Raw genomic sequence first — 16,299 nt, forward strand, 5'->3', positions numbered from 1 at the left:
TGTCGGGAACTTCGGGATCCCCGATCAGAATCGTTCCGGTGAGCGGTCGCAGCGCGGCCCGGCCCACCGGCACGTTCGTTACAGCGAGTTACCCTGCGGGTCAGCGGGTCCGTCTCGGGTTGCCCGATCGTTCTGTACCGGTCGCGCGGTGGCTCCCTCATGTGGCGGTACACCTTCCCCGAACGTGTCGAACTCGGCCGATGCCGTGGCGGCCGAGTCTGGCGGAGGAATATCGTTTAACTGTTCGAAACCGTTCGCATCTTCAAAATTGCGGTTTGAGCAGGACGTTGAGAGAAGATGGCCGAAAATCGCGTTTACGGTACCGCGTCCGTTGAACGCGTTCAGCGCGATGCGGATTAAATCTCTGCCCCGGAACGGGTTTCATCTGCTTCACTCGCTGGTGGAGCCGGGGGACCCGAAGCGGTGTTCGAGGCAGCCCGGCGCAACCGGGACGCGTCGACGCGTCCCCGCCTCCAAGCGCCACCTCGTCGTCGTGGCCGTGATGGAGCAGTTCCTCAAGTCTGGGGTTCCTGCCGAACTTGCGGACCGGACGTCCCGCCGGCACCGGGACGTCACGGTGCGGTGGCCTGTCTCCGCCGCTGTTCGACACAGCCACGCCGGGGCTCTGCCCGACGCCGCACGCTTCGGCCGGCGGTTCCCGTGGTCCCGCCCGCCTTCCACGGCACCTGCCCGCGCTCATCGAGCACGGCTTCGTGGTGCTTGCGCACGGCCCTCGCGCGACGCCGAGAATGACGACGCCGGGAATGCGCGGCACAAAATCACTGCGGTGCTCGAACCACCAGGGCTGCTGCTTTCACGGGCCAGGACCCGGACCGCGCCCATGAGTGAGCAATTCGCGGTGGCCACCGATGGGATGAGGCGCCGGAGGCACAACGCACGAGGCGCCCGTGCGCCGAGGAGACATGCGAAGTCTCAACTCGTCAGCACGGGCGCCTCAGCCGAGTCGCGCCGCGAGGGGCTCGGCAAGGAACGGGCCCGGTCACACGCTCCGCGCGATGACCGGGCCCGAGCCGACGCCCCTCAGTGGCGCCCCAGCGGTTCGAACGCGCTCGCGGAGCCCTCCTCCGAGCCGGCCGGGGCAGCCGCGACGTCCACGTCCACCGGGAGACCGAAGCTCTCCTTGACCGCCCGCTTCTCCTTCCAGAGGTGGTAGACGGCGATACCAAGGATGACCGTGCCCACCGCGTTGGCCACGAAGTGCCACCAGACCCGGTACGTCACCAGTGCCGGGCCCGGTTCGATGGCGCCGAACCAGGTGGACAGGCCGATGGCCCGGCTCGCGCCCAGCGCCACGGAAGCCGTCAGCACGATGTGCTCGATGCCGTGGATGCCCTGCATCCAGACGCCCATCCTGGCCCACTTGCGCGCCTTCAGCTGTCCGGCGACCCGGTGCGTGATCTGCACGATGCCGACCAGTCCGGCGAGGAAGATGAAGTTGCCCACCAGGTGCAGGATCTCCATCCCGAGTGCGGGCTTGCCGGCGTCGACCTGACCCATCCCACGGGCGAAGCTGTCAGCCCATGGAGTCATCCACGCGGGGGCGTAGGGATGGGCGATCCAGTAGCCGGCCTGCGTGACGTGTTCCTGGAAGTGACCGACCTGGCCCACCACGCCCACGCCCACGAGCCCCACGGCGACCTTGTACAGCCACGGTTTCACCTCCCTCCGGTTCCCGACCGCGAGCACGGCGACGGCGGCCCACATCGCGACGGCCCAGCCGATGAAGAGAACAGCGCCCACGGTGTCCACCGTCGAAACGGTGGGTGCCATCCCAGGCATGCCGGAGTGATCCATACGAAGTTCCTCCCTGGTTGTCTCTCAACTGTGCGGAAAGATCGCAGAAACAGCTGCCGGAGTCCGACACCCTCTGAGGTGGTTGCCGGAATCCGAGACCAGCGAGAAAGCACGTCCCTGGGTTCCCCCGGCACGCGCAGAACCAGCACCCTCCCGCTGCTCACGATGGCGAACTGGCCTGCCTACGTGCCTCCCGCACAACAGACTGCCCTCTGTCCGCCGGGTTCGCCTCTTCCAAATTGCTCTCTTTTCCGATCTCGGCGAGGTGGGACTGGACCTCGCCGGCGGCGAGGTTCTTCGTCGCGTGCAACCCCCGCCGCCGGCGCCGCCTCGGACCGCTCCGGACCGATTCCCGGCAAAGCACATTGGGAGAAGCCGACCCGATACAGCCAATGTGATGCTCATATCCGTGGCCGGAGCCACGGACGGTGGATTGGTGAATTGCTGTGCGCGTGCGCACTTCGTCTGGAGAAGAGGCCAAAAAATGATCACGCTGGACACGGTGAACGTCGAGATCGACGGACCGAAGGCCACCATTTACCTGAACCGGCCGGGCAAGAAGAACGCGATGAATCCGCAGATGCACCTGGATATGAACGAGGCCCTGGACGCGATCGAGGCGGCCGGAACCGTAAAGGCGGTCGTCGTGACCGGCTCCGGTGACAGTTTCAGCTCCGGGATGGACCTCGAAGAGTGCTTCCTGCGGCCTTTCGACGACCCGCAGTTGTTCTACCGGACCAATCTGGTGGCGCTCAACTGGTTCAAGCGGTTGAAGGCCTTCCCCGCGGTGACCATCGCCAAGGTGAACGGGTACGCCTTCGGCGGTGGGTTCCTGGTGGCGGGGATCTGCGATCTGGCCATCACGTCGGAGACCGCGAAGTTCGGACTCTCCGAGATCAACTTCGGCATCTTCCCGGCGGGTGGAGCCACCTGGGCGGCCACCCACAACCTGCCGCGCAAGCAGGCGCTGTACTACATCCTCACCGGCGACACGCTCACCGGGCGGCAGGCGGAGGCGTACGGGCTGGTGAACAAGGCCGTCCCGGCGGATCAACTGGACGCGGAGACCGACCGGATCGTCGGCAGGATCGTCAACAAGAACCCGATCACCCTGGAACTGGCGAAGCAGGTCTATGAGCGCACCACGACCATGGACCTCCCGGCGTCGATCGACTACGACCAGGCGAAGCTCTGGGAGCTCTCCCGTCTCAGCGGCAACGAGTGGATCAACGTGGCGCTCAAGCAGTTCGAGAAGCGCGACTACCAGCCCGGCCTCAGCACGTACAGCCGGGTGGACGCCGCGTCATGATATTCACCGGCCCACGTCCGCGCGTCCACGTCCCCGAGACCACGTTCACCTCCTTCATCCTGCGGCAGGCGGAGCAGTACCCGGACCGGCTGGCGACGGTCGACGTGGACGGGGAGAACGGTCACACGTACGGGCAGCTCGCATCGGCGGTGCGCCGCGCCGCCACCGGGCTTGGTGCCCGCGGCTTCGGCAAGGGCGACGTGCTGGCCCTCCTCGCCCCGAACGTGCCCGCCTACCCGGTCGCGTACCACGCCGCCGCTCTGGCGGGCGGCACGGTGGTGGTGCTCAATCCCCTCGACACGGCGGACGATCTCACCGCCCACCTGAACGACACCGGCGCGCGCCTGCTGGTGACCGTGCCGTCCGAGGTGGCCAAGGCCACGGCGGTGACCGCGCGGACGAAGGTCGAAGAGGTCATCGTGTTCGGTGAGGCGGAGGGCGCTACGTCGTTCTCCGCACTGCTCGCCGACGGAGCGCCGCCCGAGCCGGCCATCGACCCGGCGCGGGACGTGGTGACCGTGCTCCACTCCAGCGGCAGCACCGGTTATCCCAAGGGGGTGCTGCTGACCCATCGGAACATGATCGCCAATGTGCTCCAGACCAGCCTGGTCGCGCCCCTCGACGAGGGCGAGACGGTGCTCGCCGTCCCGCCCTTCCACCACGCCTTCGGCCTGATCATGACGATGAACGCCAGTCTGCTCCAGGGCGCGACGCTGGTGACGATGCCGCGCTTCGACCCCGAGTCCTACCTCAAGGCGATCCAGGAGCACCGCGTCACGCGCCTCTACGTCGTACCGACCATCGCCGTCCTCCTCGCGAAGAGCCCGCTGGTGGACCGGTACGACCTCTCCTCGCTCCGCTCGATCGTCTCCGGCGGCGCCGCGCTCGACCCCGGCACCGCCGAGCTCTGCCGGCGGCGCCTGGGGGTGAGCATCGGCCAGGGATACGGCCTCACCGAGGCACTGGTCTCGTTCATGCAGCTCGCCGACCCGGTGGCCCCGGGGTCGGTCGGCCCCACCTCCCCCAACATCGAGTGCAAGATCCTCGACATCACCACCGGCGAGGAACTCGGGCACAACCAGGACGGCGAGGTCCTGATCCGCGGCCCGCACGTGATGAAGGGCTACCTCAACGCGCCGGAGGCCACCGCCAAGGTGCTCGAACCGGACGGTTTCCTGCACACCGGCGACCTCGGCCATGTCGACGAGAACGGAGAACTCTTCCTCGTCGACCGCATCAAGGAACTCATCAAGTACAAGGGCCAGCAGGTGTCCCCGGTCGAACTCGAAGCGGTCCTGATGTCGCACCCGAACGTCACTGACGCGGCGGTCATAGGCGTGCCGGACGAGGAGGCCAGCGAAATCCCGAAGGGATTCGTGGTGACCGGCGAGCCGGTCACGCCCGAGGAAATCATGGCCTTCGTCGCCGAAAGGGTCGCCCCCTACAAGAAGATCCGGCGGATCGAGTTCATCGATCAGATCCCCCGCACACCGGTCGGCAAGATCGAGCGCCGCAGTCTTCTGGCCCGCGAACAGACCGGCCGGTAATCGCAACTCCGAAGCAGACCACCCAGGGAGAACCCGATGAACCTTCCGAAGATAGTTTCCCGGTCGGAGTGGCTGGAGGCCCGCAGGGCGCTCCTGGAGAAGGAGAAGGAGGTCACCAACGCCCGTGACATGATCGCCGCGGAGCGCCGGAAACTGCCGATGGTCAAGGCGGAGAAGGAGTACCTCTTCGAAGGGCCGGACGGCACCGCGACGCTGCTCGACCTGTTCGAGGGCCGCCGTCAGCTCATCGTCCGGCACTTCATGTTCGGCCCGGACGACGAAGAGGGCTGCATCGGCTGCTCCATGCAGACGGACAGCGTCGGCGAGCTCGCCCACATGTGGGCGCGGGACACCAGCTTCGCCCTGGTCTCCCGGGCGCCGCTGGCGAAGCTGGAACCCTTCAAGGCCCGGATGGGCTGGAAGTACCCCTGGTACTCGTCGTTCGGCAGCGACTTCAACTACGACTACGAGGCCGCCACCGAGATGGGCGAGTCGCCCGGGGTGAGCGCGTTCATCCGTGACGGCGACGACGTCTTCCACACCTACTCGGTCTTCGACCGGGGCGGGGACATCTTCAAGAACTTCTACAACTACCTGGACATCACCGCCCTGGGCCGGCAGGAGGACGAGCTCGAACACCCGTGGGACTGGTGGCGCTACAAGGACAGCTACGACAGCAAGGACGCGGCCACGCCCGGCAACAACTGGTGGAATGGCACACGCTTCAAGTCGTAGCGAGTCGCCCTCCCCGCCCTCCGGCGACAGCCGGGGGCCCCTGACTCCGGCTCCGGGACCTGCTGCCTCCCCGCGACAGGTCCCGGGGCCGGAGTTCTCGACCGTCCGCGACCGGACACGCCCGTTACCTGGAGGACATCATGAGCGACCTGTCCGGCAAGACCACCATCGTCGTCGGCGCGAGCCGCGGCCTGGGCCATGGGATCGCCACGGCCTTCGCCGGGGCCGGTTCCCGGGTGGTCGCCGTCTCGCGCACCGCGGCGCCGTTCCCCGAGCCGGCCGCCGGCGCCGGCAGCACCGTGCCCGAACTCGCCGACGCCGGCGACCCCACAGTGGCGGGCAGCCTCCTCGACCGCTACCGGCCCGAGGTCGTCGTCCTGGCGGCGGGCGCGAGCCCGCACATGCGTCCGCTGCACCACCAGACCTGGGAGACCTTCTCGGTCAACTGGCAGACCGATGTCAGGATCGCGTTCCACTGGCTGCGGGAGGCCCTGCTCACCCCGTTGCGGCCCGGCAGCAGGGTGATCGTGGTCAGCAGCGGTGCCGCGATGGCGGGTTCGCCGCTCTCCGGGGGCTACGCCGGCGCCAAGGCCACCCAGCGCTTCATCACCGGATACGCCCAGGACGAGGCGAACCGCGCGGGACTGGACATCACGTTCTCCGCGGTGCTTCCCCGGATCACTCCGCTGACCGAGCTGGGCCGGTCGGCGGCCCGCGCGTACGCGGCTCGCGAGGGCCGGTCCGAGGAGGAGTACCTGAAGCAGATGGGGCCGCCGCTCACCCCGGAGATCGCCGGCTCGGCGATGGTCGAGCTGGTCCGGGCAAAGGCGGCCTCGGTCGCGCCCGGCTACCTCCTGACCGGGGCCGGGCTGAAGAAGCTGCCCTGACGCGGTCCACGTCATGAGTACGGGGCAGGGCCGCCGGTCGGCCCTGCCCCGTACGTCGTCGCGACTCCCGGATACGGCCTGGCAGGCATGGGAACCGGCCCGCCGAGCCGTTGCGCACGCATGCCCCGAACCCGGCGTCCGCCCCGCCCGGCGGGAGGGCACGTAGGAAGAGGCCGGTGGGATTCCCATCTTCGATGATGGCTGAGCAGCACCGAGCCCGTGGGCCGGTCCTTCGCATACCTGTTTCGGCCACGACCACGAGGAGTGGGAACAGTGACGACGAACAGCAGCAGCAAGAACACACCGGACACCGGCGGGGAGGCCCCGGGCGTCCCGACCGATGCGGAACTCGCGAACTCCCTGGACGGCGGCTTCCGCAGCGAATACGCCACCGTGAACGGTCTCCGCCTCCACTACGTCGCCGGCGGGGAGGGCACTCCGCTGGTCCTGCTGCCCGGCTGGCCGGAGACGTGGTGGGAGTTCCACAAGGTGATGCCCGCCCTCGCCGCGGCCGGCCGCAGGGTCATCGCGCTCGACCTCCCCGGCATGGGCGGCTCGGACAAGCCCGACACCGGGTACGACAAGAAGACGATGGCCGGGGTCGTCCACGGATTCGTCCGCTCACTCGGCTACGACCAGGTGGACATCGCGGGCCACGACGTCGGCGCCCAGGTCGCGTTCAGCTTCGCGGTCAACCACCCGGAGGCCACCCGCAGGGTCGCCCTGCTCGATGTGCTCCACCCGGACGCCTCGATGTACCAGATCCCCGTGCTGCCGGCCCCGGGCCTGCCCTTCTTCCCGTGGTGGTTCGCCTTCAACCAGGTCGTCGGCCTGCCCGAGCAACTGCTGGCCGGACGCGCCCACTTCCTCATCGACTGGGTCTTCGACAACTTCCTGCTGGACCAGGGCGCGGTGACCCCGGCGGACCGGGCCGTCTACACCCGGGCCTACGACACGGCGGACGCGATCCGCGGCGGCAACGGCTGGTACCAGACGTTCGGCCAGGACATCGCCGACCTCGGAACCTACGGGCAGGTGACCGCGCCCATGCTCGGCCTGGTCTCCAACCTCGCCGACGGCCTGTTCGCCAAGCAGATGGAGGCGACGCTGCCCACCCAGGGGAGCGACGTGCGGGTCGTGCTGGTGCCCGACGCGGGCCACTACTTCGTCGAGGAGGCGCCGCAGGCCGTCATCGACGCGTTCAACGAGTTCTTCGTCCGACCCTGATCCCACAAGCCCGTTGAGGAGAAGTCATGTCAACCTTCGTCATCCCGACCCGGGAACAGCTGGTGCGGCAGGTGTCCGCGATCGCGCCCGTGCTGCGGGCCAACACCGCGTGGTCGACGGAGAACCGCCGGCTGCACCCGGACTCGGTGGAGGCCCTGCGCGACGCGGGCGTCTTCCGGATGCGGATCCCGCTGCGCTACGGCGGGTACGAGAGCGACGCGCAGACCATGGTGGCGGTGGCCGAGGAGATAGCCAAGGCCGACGGGTCCGCCGCCTGGGTGGTGGCCAGCTCCTGGGTCGCCGGCTGGGGTGTGGGCCTGTACCCGGACGAGGTCCAGGACGAGGTGTTCGCGGAGGCCGGCACAGGGCTCTGCGCCACCATCGGGCCCGGGACCGCGACGGCCGTCCCCGTTCCCGGCGGTGTCCTGGTCAACGGTTCGTGGCCGTTCATCAGCGGCGCCCTCAGCAGCACCTGGCAGCAGGTCGCGGCGATCTTCCTGGACCCGGACGGGCAGCCGTACCCGGTGATGGGCCCGGTCCCGGTGTCGGAGCTGGAGATCGTCGACGACTGGCACACCGGCGGTCTGCGCGGGACCGGGAGCGTCACCACGACCGCGAAGGACCTGTTCATCCCGCAGGAACGCATCCTGCCGGCGCCCATGGTGCTCGGTGGCCAGTCGGTCTCCAAGCTGAACGCCGACTCGCCGATGTACCGGGCTCCGCTCATCGTGGTGGGCGCGGCGTCCACGGTCGGGGTCGCCGTCGGCATGGGCAAGGCGGTGCGGGACCTCTTCTTCGAGCGGCTCCCCGGCCGCAAGATCACCTACACCGAGTACCCGAGCCAGAGCGAGGCCCCGGTGACCCATCTGCGGGTCGCCGAAGCGGTGATGAAGCTCGACGAGGCGGAGTTCCACGCGACCCGGCTGGCCGCCCAGCTGGACGCCAAGTGCGCCTCGGCCGAGCCCTGGGAGATGGCGGAGCGCGGCCGCAGCCGCGCGGACGAGGGCTCGGCCGTGCGGCTGACCCGGGAGGCGGTGGAGATCCTCGCCTCGTCCAGCGGCGGCTCCGCGGCCTACACCAAGGTGCCGCTCCAGCAGGTGGCCAACGACCTCCAGACCTTCGGCCTGCACGCGATGATGAATCCGGATGTCAACGCCGAGACCTACGGCCGGATCCTCTGCGGCCTGGAGCCCAACACCTACTACATCTGACCGGTGCCGAGCCGCCCCCGGCACGAGAGAGTCCACCAAAAATCCTGAGGAGTCGTCATGTCCACCCTTGGAATCATCGGCAGCGGAGTCATGGGCACCGTGATCGCACGGCTCGCCGTCGGGAACGGCATTCCGGTCGTGATGTCCAACTCCCGCGGTCCCGAGAGCCTCGCCGGCCTCGTCGCGGACCTGGGCCCGCTGGCCACGGCCGGCACCGTCGAACAGGCCTCCAGGGCCGGCGAGTTCGTCGTGATGGCCCTGCCGGTCACCGACTACCGGTCCGTCCCGGCGGCGCCGCTGCGGGGCCGGACCCTGCTGGACACCAGCAACTACTACCCGATCCGCGACGGCCGCATCGAGGAGCTGGACTCGGAGAAGCTGACCACCAGCGAGCTGATCCAGCAGCACTTCGACGGGGTCCACCTGGTCAAGGCGTTCAGCGGCATCCTGGCCCACCACATCACCCAGCTCGCCCGGCCCTCCGGCCATCCGGAGCGCAGCGCCGTGGGCATCGCCGGCAACGACGCCTCCGCGAAGACCGGGGCGTCGGCGCTGATCAACACGATCGGCTTCGACACCGTCGACGTGGGATCGCTGGCGGACAGCTGGCGCATCGAGCCGGAGACCTCCGCCTACACCTGGCTCTACATGGCCGACAAGGACACCGCCTTCGAGGACCGGACCGAAGCCCTCGGGGCTCCCCTGCCGGCCGCCGAGCTGCGAGCGGCGCTGGTGAACGTCGAGAGGGTACGGGTGGCGGACCGCACCTTCTGACCCCTGCCCGGTGCCCGGAGGAAGCGGGGAAGCCCGCCGGCGACAGCGGGCTTCCCCGCGGGGGCACAACCGACGGACCGAGAGCGTGGGGACACCACGATGAGCGAGATGGACCAGCAGCAGACCCGTACCGGCGGCTGCCTGTGCGGGAAGATCCGGTACAGCGCGCACAGCCGGCCGTTCTACCCCCATGTGTGCAGCTGCCCGCACTGCCGGAAGCTCTCCGGCGGCCCGATGATGGCTTTTGTGGGCTTCCCCCTGTCCGGCTTCGCCTGGGACGGTCCGGGCGGCGAGCCGACCTGGTACGCGACCTCGCCGGGCGCCGGGCGCGGGTTCTGCGGCGAGTGCGGCTCCCGGGTGTGCGCGCTCGACGACGGCTCGGACGCCGTATTCGTGACGATCATGAGCCTGGACGACGACCGTGTGCTCGTCCCGCGGAACCAGCACTTCCGCGACGACGCCGTGTCCTGGCTCCCTCAGGTGCCGGAGCCCGCGGCCGCCGTGTGACCGGGGCCCCGCACCCCCTGCGGCCAGGTACGACGAGAGAAACGGGCGTCCACGACGTCCCGTGGAGCGGACCGAGAGTTCCGCCCGGCGAGAAGGAGCGGTATCCATGAACTACGCCGAGATCGTGCACCTGATGGAGACGGACCCGGTGATCCGGACGCTGATCGAGGCACCGATCCCGATGCGGCTCGGATACGTGGGGCTGGACGGCCACCCACGTGCGGTGCCGGTCTCCTACATGTGGAACGGCAAGGCCTTCGTCTTCGCCACCCCGACCGGAGCGTACAAGGTCAAGGCGCTCAGGGCGCACCCGCAGGTCGCCTTCACGGTCGACACCACCACCTACACACCGCTGATCATGAACGTACGCGGAACGGCCTCGATCGAGATCCGGCAGGGGATCCCCCAGGAGCACATCGACGCGTCCCGGCGGAACATCGGCGACGAGGCGCAGATGGAGGAGTGGATGCGGGTGAAGCGGGAGAGCACCAGCGAGATGGCCGTGATCTCCATCGTCCCCACTCATGTCGTCGTGTGCGACTTCGTCACCCGCTTCCCGCCGCCGCGGGCCGTGAACTACGCCCAGGCCTACGGCGCGGAGCGGGACTGAGGCCGGCCGGAAGGCGAACGCCCTCGGCGGCCTGCACCGCTGTCGGCCCGAACGAGCAGCCCCTCTTCCGGTCCGCACCGGACCGGAAGAGGGGCTGCGGGAGCACCCGGGCTCAGGCGTCCTACTTCCACTGGATGATCTGGAGGTAATTCCCGTCGGGGTCGGCGAACGTACCGAACTTGCCCGGCTCGCGGTCCTCGATCGAGATCCACTCCGCGCCGGCGGCGCTCAGCTGGGCCTCCACCGCGTCGAAGTCGTCGACATGGAAGTTGACGATCGAGCGACCCGGCTGGTCGTTCTTCGCGTCGATGTCGTCGCGCTCGCAGACGACCAGGTGGAAGCCGCCCAGGTCGATCGGGCCATCGCCGGTGAACTCCGGGGCCAGCGCCTTGATGTACCAGGCCTTCAGTTCCTCGGGACGAGTCGAGCCGACCAGCATGCTTCCGGGCTTCAGTGTCGCCATGTCGAATCTCCTTGATGTGTGATCTCAGGTCGCGGCAGCGGCTGTCGCCACGCCACGCCTCTCGGTGCTGTGCGAAGTCATCCGCCTCGACGGCGCGCTCGACGACCACCGCCCGGTGGCACCGGCCGGCCGCGGAGACTTCCACCGTAAGGTGCCGTCCCGCCGGGAAGCCGCAGGTTGCCGCACCGCGCGCCCGATCCGGTCGCCGAGGACCAGCCGACCTGCCCGGCGGCTGGTCCGTCGGATTCCGCAACCAAAGTGTTGCACGTCACTCAAGTCTCACGCAACCCAAACCTTGCGCAACACCCTGCCACCTCCGGAAACGCGGCTACACGTGTGCGCAGATCCCACACGGCATCCCTCCCCCGCGGCAGTACCGCCCGCCCCCGCTGAACGCAACCTTTCGATTGCGCCTGACGATCCGATGTGCAACCATCGGGTTGCTGGCAAGAGCACCAATGAAGGAGTCCCTCATGAGCGAACGGCTGATCGAACGCGAAACCCTGATCGCAGCCCCCGTGGACCGGGTGTGGTCGCTGGTGACCGAGCCGGGGTTCTGGGTGGCCGACCCGTCCAGCCCGTCCGGCACCGCTGCCGTCGAGGGCGAATCGACGGTGGCCAAGAACGCCGAGTACGGCAGCTTCCCCGTGCGGGTGGAGAAGGTGCGGCCGCAGACCTATGTGGCGTACCGCTGGGCCAGCGCGTTCCCCGGTGAGGAGCTCAGCGAGAACAACAGCACCCTGGTGGAGTTCACGCTGACCGCCGAGGGTGACAAGACGCGGCTGCGTGTCGTCGAGAGCGGGTTCGCGGCGCTGGCCGGGTCCGAGGATCTGCGGGCCAAGGCGCACAGCGACAACGCCGACGGCTGGCCCCAGGTGCTCGACGCGGTCAAGACGCGCGTCGAGGCGTCGTCCGTGTGACGGACGAACGCCAGGGCTCCGTCGGGGTGGTCGACAGCGTGCTGGTCGCGCTGGCCGACAACACGCGACGTGAGCTGTTGCAACTGCTCGCCGCACAGGGCGAGGCCACGGCGACGACACTTGCCGAGAGTCTTCCGATATCACGGCAGGCGGTGGCCAAACACCTCGCCGTCCTGGACGCCGCCGGACTGGTCTCCGGCAGCCGGGTCGGACGCGAGGTCCGCTACGCGGTGAAGCCGGCGACCCTCGACGCGACGGCGCGGTGGATGACCATGCTCGCAGCCGACTGGGATCGGCGTCTGGCGAAGATCAAGCACGTCGCCGAGTCAGCGGAACGGCACGACACCCCTTAGACCCTGTCGTCCCATTCCCCTCCGTCGCACGGCCCGCCCTCCGGGCGAACGACGGGAATGGGGCGGCAGCCCCCAGCACTCCCCCAGCTCCAGGTCACCCCGGCAGGGGAACCGGACTGACGGCCGGTCAAGCGTCGGCCCGGCGCCCGGTGACGCGTGCCGCCGGGCGGCACGGTCGGCCGACGCGGTGACCGTTCACGAAATCGGACTCTCGATCGAGGGAACCATCTCATGACGACCGACGCAGGTAAGAGCGAAGCGAGCTCAGCTCCACGTTTCAACAGCAGGGAACGGATGATCCTCTTCCTCCTGCTCGGGTCCGGATTCATGCTGTCCGTCGACTTCTCGATTCTGAACGTCGCGCTGCCCGAGGTCGGCGCGGGCGTCGGGCTGGGGCTGTCCGGGCTGCCCTGGATCACCTCGGCCTACGCCCTCCCGGCGGCGGGCTTCGCCCTCCTCTTCGGACGGATGGGTGACCTGTTCGGCCGCCGCCGGCTCTTCATAATCGGCCTGGCACTGCTCGGCGCAGCCTCACTGCTCGGCGGATTCGCCCAGAACCCCGAGGTACTGCTGACGGCCCGCGCACTTCAGGGCTTCGCTACCGCGATGGCGATCCCCGCGTCCCTGTCCCTGCTCACCAGCACCTTCGCGGAAGGCGCACAGCGAGACCGGGTCCTCGGCCTCAACGGCGCGCTGCTCTCCGGCGGCTTCACGGTCGGCGCACTGGTCGGCGGAGTCCTGGTCAGCCTGCTCAGCTGGCGAGCCGCGTTCTTCATCAACGTCCCCGTGGCGGTGGTCATCCTGGCGTTCACCCCCTCGCTGCTCAAGGAGAGCAGCGTCCCCGACCGGGTGAAGCTGGACGTGCCCGGGGCGGTGACCGCGGCCGGCGGTCTGCTGGCCGTCATCTACGCGGTCATCGAGACGAACATCTACGCGGCCGTCATCGGTGTGGTTCTGCTGGCCTCGTTCTGGATGATCGAGCTGCGTTCACCCGCGCCGCTCGCCCCGGTGCGCATCCTGAAGCGGCCGACGGTGAAGTGGGGCAACTACGCGGGTCTCGTGGTCTTCTCCATGGGGACCGCCATGATCTTCCTGATGACCCTCTACCTTCAGAACGTCCTGGACTACTCCCCGCTGATCACCGGCCTGGTCTTCGGTGTCCCGGGGCTGGCGGCCATGGTCGCCGGGGTCATCGCCGGGCGCTCCATCGGACGCCACGGCAGCCGGAAGGTGCTGGCCGTGGGCATGTCCGTGCAGGGCCTGGCGATCGTTCCGCTGATCTTCCTCGGCACCGACCGGGTGGCGCTCGCGATCGTGATCCCCGCGCTGTTCATCGCGTTCTTCGGGCATGTGACCTCCATCGTGGCCTACACCGTGACCGGCACCTCGGGCCTGCCCAACGAGGAGCAGGGCCTGGCCACGGGCATGACCGCGATGACCCAGCAGGTGGCCGTCACGATCGGCATCCCGATCCTGAGCACGGTCGCCGCGACCCAGGCGGTGGAACTGGACGGCCTCCACCTCGCGCTCATCGTGAACGTCGCGGTGACCCTCGCGAGCGTGGTCCTGGTCTGGCTGGGGTTGCGTGCCCGCGGCGCGGACGCTCCGGCGGCAGTCGTACCGCTGCCGGGGCAGGCCGACGAGGCGTTGGCCCGTCCGCTGGACTGACACCTGGCCCCACCGGAGTCGCACTCGACGGAGTGCGACTCCGTCGTCCTCCGGGCCGGACCGGTGCGCCCGGATGACTGCCCGGCGGCCGTCCCTGGCGGGCCCCGTGGCCCCCGCGCCGCTCACCGCTCCCCCGGCACCCACTGCGCGTGGAAGCCGTGCGGCACCCGCACCGGCAGCGGGACCACGGCGACGGGCGGCCCCGTGAAGTCGGCGGTGTCCAGGACCACCAGTTCACTGCGGTCGGTGGCGGGGTCGTACACCAGGGTCAGCAGCCAGCCGTCGGCCTCCGCGGCCCGCGCCTCGCGCGGCAGGAAGACGGGTTCCCCGGTCAGCCGTCCGCCGGCGAGGACATGACGTTCCGAACGGCCGGTGGCGAGGTCGTGCCGCAGCAGTGCCGGGCCGCAGAGGGCGGCGCCCTGGCCCGCGTCGAGTTCGACGGTGAAGGCGTACCGGTACGGCAGTCCCGTGCACCGCTCGTCGATCAGCGGGAACTCCTGCACCCGGCTGTCGAGTTGCCGCTCCGTCACGGCGCTCTCCCGCGGATCGAGGGTCCAGCGCCACAGGGTGGGCGCCGACTCGCTGGCGTGCAGCCGGTCACGGTCGAAGGCCCGCTCGTGGCGGATCACGTCCACGGTGATCCGGCCGTCGCCCTCTTCGAAGGCGTTGACCGGGTGGAAGACGAAGCAGGGTGCGACGTCGAGCCAGAGTGCGGACGCGGCCGTGCCGCCGCGGGGCACGATCCCGATCCGGGCGCCGTGGTCGTGCTGCCAGGAGTACGGCACGGGCGAGCCGGCCCGCGCCTCGGCGGGGTCGTGGGTCACCGGCAGGTCGAAGAGGACGGCGTGGCGTTCGGTGAGGGCGAAGGAGTGCATCCAGGGGCGGCCCTTGACCGGGATCGGCAGTGCTTCGCGGACCCGGCCCGCGACGTCGAGGGTGAGCAGGACCGCCTCGTCCCTCGCGTGGTCGGTCGCGACCGCGAGGAGTTCGCCGGTGACCGGGTCGGTGAGGGGGTGCGCGCAGAAACCGCCGGGCAGGGTGCCGTCGAAGTCGGTGCGGGCGCGGGTGGCGAGGCCGGAGTCGATGACGAGCGGCAGGGCGGTTGCGGCGGCCACGGCCAGGGTGCGGCCGGCGTGCCGGACCAGGTTCGCGTTGACGTTGTCGTCCGGTCCGTTGCGGGGCCCGGGAGTGGGCAGTTCGTTGAGCGCGCCGCTGATCGCGTCGGTCCGCAGCCAGCGGTTGCGGTACGACAGCGCGCGGCCGCCGCCCAGCCGGATCGCGTGCACCATCCCGTCGCCCCCCAGGGCGTGGTCGACGGCGGGGTCGTGGGCGCCCCGGGCATTGGGCCCGATCCGCAGGAAGGTTCCGTCGAGCTGCGGCGGCAGCGTGCCGCGCACCGTCAGCTCGGTGTGGTCGGTCTCGGCCGACACCGGCTGGTAGCCACGCCCGAGAAGGTGCACCGTGCTGTGCGGGAGTGTGCCGCGGGCAGGGTCAGTGGTGCGAGGCATGGCCGCCTCCTCCGTTGAGTATCACCGTTACGTAACGCTGTCACGGAATAGCGTCACAGCCGCCCGCCATACTGTCAAGGGTGAGCCCACGCCGAGTTGACCCGAACCTCCGCCCCCAACTCATCGACGCCGCGGCGAAGCTGCTCGGCGAGGAGGGGCCGGCCGCACTGTCCACCCGCAAGCTGGCAGCCATGGTGGGCACCTCGACCACGGCCGTCTACACGCACTTCGGTGGAATGGACGACCTGGTGCGCGCGATGGTCCACGAGGGGTTCAGGCTGCTCGGTGACAGGATGAGGGCGGTCGAGGAGAGCGACGACCCGGTGGCCGACGTGCTCGCGCTCGGCTGGGCGTACCGGGACAACGCCCGGGAGCACTGGCACCTGTACAACGTGATGTTCGGCGGTTCGGGCCTCAGCGGCTTCTCCCTCACCGACGCCGACCGGCAGCACGGCCGCTACACTCTGGACATCCTCGTCGGAGCGGTCAAGCGCTGTGCCGCGACCGGCCGCTTCCGTCCCTTCGACCCCGAACTGGTCGCCCATCAGCTGTGGATCGCCCTGCACGGCCTGGTCACCCTGGACCTCGGCGGCTACCTGGTCGAGCCCAACACCGCGGACGTCTGCTTCGAGGCGCAGGTGAGCGGAATGATCCTGGGCGCGGGGGACGATCCGCGGCGGGCCCAGGAGTCCCTGGCCAGGGCCGCACAACGGCGGCTCCGGACCCAGTAGGGCCCAGAGCCGCCGTCGGTGGTTCCGCCGGGGC

The 16,299-nt window shown here is 69.5% G+C and carries 16 protein-coding genes; 13 read left to right on the forward strand and 3 right to left on the reverse strand.

What is annotated here, in order from left to right; all coding sequences use genetic code 11:
* Positions 1 to 1,041 precede the first annotated feature (1,041 nt).
* Positions 1,042 to 1,815 (reverse strand): DUF6008 family protein, encoded by a 774-nt coding sequence (locus B082_RS0108015; protein WP_037709687.1) that lies wholly within the window; start codon positions 1,813 to 1,815, stop codon positions 1,042 to 1,044.
* A gap of 484 nt (positions 1,816 to 2,299) precedes the next feature.
* Between B082_RS0108015 and B082_RS0108020 the strand changes: the two genes are divergently transcribed.
* From B082_RS0108020 to B082_RS0108060, 9 genes are all read left to right on the forward strand, one after another.
* Positions 2,300 to 3,124, forward strand: coding sequence for a p-hydroxycinnamoyl CoA hydratase/lyase (locus tag B082_RS0108020; protein ID WP_018551295.1), 825 nt, complete (start codon positions 2,300 to 2,302; stop codon positions 3,122 to 3,124).
* Complete coding sequence (locus tag B082_RS0108025; RefSeq protein ID WP_018551296.1) at positions 3,121 to 4,671, forward strand: AMP-binding protein; 1,551 nt, start codon at positions 3,121 to 3,123, stop codon at positions 4,669 to 4,671. The genes B082_RS0108020 and B082_RS0108025 overlap by 4 nt, the downstream gene beginning before the upstream one ends.
* 36 nt (positions 4,672 to 4,707) lie before the next feature.
* On the forward strand, positions 4,708 to 5,406 hold the full coding sequence (locus tag B082_RS35805) for a DUF899 domain-containing protein (RefSeq protein WP_018551297.1): 699 nt from the start codon (positions 4,708 to 4,710) through the stop codon (positions 5,404 to 5,406).
* 140 nt (positions 5,407 to 5,546) lie between these two features.
* Positions 5,547 to 6,293 carry an SDR family NAD(P)-dependent oxidoreductase gene (locus B082_RS0108035; RefSeq protein WP_018551298.1) on the forward strand — a complete coding sequence of 249 codons (747 nt, stop codon included), beginning with the start codon at positions 5,547 to 5,549 and terminating at the stop codon, positions 6,291 to 6,293.
* 273 nt (positions 6,294 to 6,566) lie between these two features.
* Positions 6,567 to 7,520: an alpha/beta fold hydrolase gene (locus B082_RS0108040; protein WP_018551299.1), complete on the forward strand. Its 954-nt coding sequence runs from the start codon at positions 6,567 to 6,569 to the stop codon at positions 7,518 to 7,520.
* A 26-nt stretch (positions 7,521 to 7,546) separates the two neighbouring features.
* Entirely contained in the window at positions 7,547 to 8,731 is a 1,185-nt protein-coding gene (locus B082_RS0108045) for an acyl-CoA dehydrogenase family protein (RefSeq protein WP_018551300.1), read from the forward strand.
* 57 nt (positions 8,732 to 8,788) lie between these two features.
* On the forward strand, positions 8,789 to 9,505 hold the full coding sequence (locus tag B082_RS0108050) for an NADPH-dependent F420 reductase (protein ID WP_018551301.1): 717 nt from the start codon (positions 8,789 to 8,791) through the stop codon (positions 9,503 to 9,505).
* Positions 9,506 to 9,604: 99 nt separating this feature from the next.
* A complete protein-coding gene (locus tag B082_RS0108055; RefSeq protein WP_037709689.1) occupies positions 9,605 to 10,012 on the forward strand; it encodes a GFA family protein in 408 nt (135 codons plus the stop codon).
* A 106-nt stretch (positions 10,013 to 10,118) separates the two neighbouring features.
* Positions 10,119 to 10,622: a pyridoxamine 5'-phosphate oxidase family protein gene (locus B082_RS0108060; protein ID WP_018551303.1), complete on the forward strand. Its 504-nt coding sequence runs from the start codon at positions 10,119 to 10,121 to the stop codon at positions 10,620 to 10,622.
* A gap of 121 nt (positions 10,623 to 10,743) precedes the next feature.
* Here B082_RS0108060 and B082_RS0108065 read toward each other — a convergent pair whose 3' ends face one another.
* Positions 10,744 to 11,085, reverse strand: coding sequence for a VOC family protein (locus B082_RS0108065; protein ID WP_018551304.1), 342 nt, complete (start codon positions 11,083 to 11,085; stop codon positions 10,744 to 10,746).
* 473 nt (positions 11,086 to 11,558) lie between these two features.
* On the opposite strand from B082_RS0108065, the gene B082_RS0108070 reads away from it, so the two are divergent.
* From B082_RS0108070 to B082_RS0108080, 3 genes are all read left to right on the forward strand, one after another.
* A complete protein-coding gene (locus tag B082_RS0108070; protein ID WP_018551305.1) occupies positions 11,559 to 12,005 on the forward strand; it encodes an SRPBCC domain-containing protein in 447 nt (148 codons plus the stop codon).
* Positions 12,002 to 12,358, forward strand: coding sequence for an ArsR/SmtB family transcription factor (locus B082_RS0108075; protein WP_018551306.1), 357 nt, complete (start codon positions 12,002 to 12,004; stop codon positions 12,356 to 12,358). The genes B082_RS0108070 and B082_RS0108075 overlap by 4 nt, the downstream gene beginning before the upstream one ends.
* Positions 12,359 to 12,652: 294 nt before the next feature.
* A complete protein-coding gene (locus tag B082_RS0108080; RefSeq protein ID WP_018551307.1) occupies positions 12,653 to 14,026 on the forward strand; it encodes an MFS transporter in 1,374 nt (457 codons plus the stop codon).
* Positions 14,027 to 14,148: 122 nt separating this feature from the next.
* Here B082_RS0108080 and B082_RS0108085 read toward each other — a convergent pair whose 3' ends face one another.
* Positions 14,149 to 15,534 carry a carotenoid oxygenase family protein gene (locus B082_RS0108085; protein ID WP_018551308.1) on the reverse strand — a complete coding sequence of 462 codons (1,386 nt, stop codon included), beginning with the start codon at positions 15,532 to 15,534 and terminating at the stop codon, positions 14,149 to 14,151.
* 80 nt (positions 15,535 to 15,614) lie between these two features.
* Here B082_RS0108085 and B082_RS0108090 point away from each other — a divergent pair, with 80 nt between their 5' ends.
* Positions 15,615 to 16,265 carry a TetR/AcrR family transcriptional regulator gene (locus tag B082_RS0108090; protein WP_018551309.1) on the forward strand — a complete coding sequence of 217 codons (651 nt, stop codon included), beginning with the start codon at positions 15,615 to 15,617 and terminating at the stop codon, positions 16,263 to 16,265.
* Positions 16,266 to 16,299: the final 34 nt, after the last annotated feature.

This window comes from Streptomyces sp. ATexAB-D23 (assembly GCF_000373645.1).
GTDB lineage: Bacteria > Actinomycetota > Actinomycetes > Streptomycetales > Streptomycetaceae > Streptomyces > Streptomyces castrisilvae.

Excerpts from the sequence above, each read along its gene's own strand:
- B082_RS0108060 (WP_018551303.1), top strand. The coding sequence starts at position 10,119 with ATGAACTACGCCGAGATCGTGCACCTGATGGAGACGGACCCGGTGATC.
- B082_RS0108035 (WP_018551298.1), top strand. The coding sequence starts at position 5,547 with ATGAGCGACCTGTCCGGCAAGACCACCATCGTCGTCGGCGCGAGCCGC.
- B082_RS0108015 (WP_037709687.1), bottom strand. The coding sequence starts at position 1,815 with ATGGATCACTCCGGCATGCCTGGGATGGCACCCACCGTTTCGACGGTG.
- B082_RS0108055 (WP_037709689.1), top strand. The coding sequence starts at position 9,605 with ATGAGCGAGATGGACCAGCAGCAGACCCGTACCGGCGGCTGCCTGTGC.
- B082_RS0108020 (WP_018551295.1), top strand. The coding sequence starts at position 2,300 with ATGATCACGCTGGACACGGTGAACGTCGAGATCGACGGACCGAAGGCC.
- B082_RS0108085 (WP_018551308.1), bottom strand. The coding sequence starts at position 15,534 with ATGCCTCGCACCACTGACCCTGCCCGCGGCACACTCCCGCACAGCACG.
- B082_RS0108070 (WP_018551305.1), top strand. The coding sequence starts at position 11,559 with ATGAGCGAACGGCTGATCGAACGCGAAACCCTGATCGCAGCCCCCGTG.
- B082_RS35805 (WP_018551297.1), top strand. The coding sequence starts at position 4,708 with ATGAACCTTCCGAAGATAGTTTCCCGGTCGGAGTGGCTGGAGGCCCGC.
- B082_RS0108050 (WP_018551301.1), top strand. The coding sequence starts at position 8,789 with ATGTCCACCCTTGGAATCATCGGCAGCGGAGTCATGGGCACCGTGATC.
- B082_RS0108045 (WP_018551300.1), top strand. The coding sequence starts at position 7,547 with ATGTCAACCTTCGTCATCCCGACCCGGGAACAGCTGGTGCGGCAGGTG.
- B082_RS0108080 (WP_018551307.1), top strand. The coding sequence starts at position 12,653 with ATGATCCTCTTCCTCCTGCTCGGGTCCGGATTCATGCTGTCCGTCGAC.
- B082_RS0108025 (WP_018551296.1), top strand. The coding sequence starts at position 3,121 with ATGATATTCACCGGCCCACGTCCGCGCGTCCACGTCCCCGAGACCACG.
- B082_RS0108065 (WP_018551304.1), bottom strand. The coding sequence starts at position 11,085 with ATGGCGACACTGAAGCCCGGAAGCATGCTGGTCGGCTCGACTCGTCCC.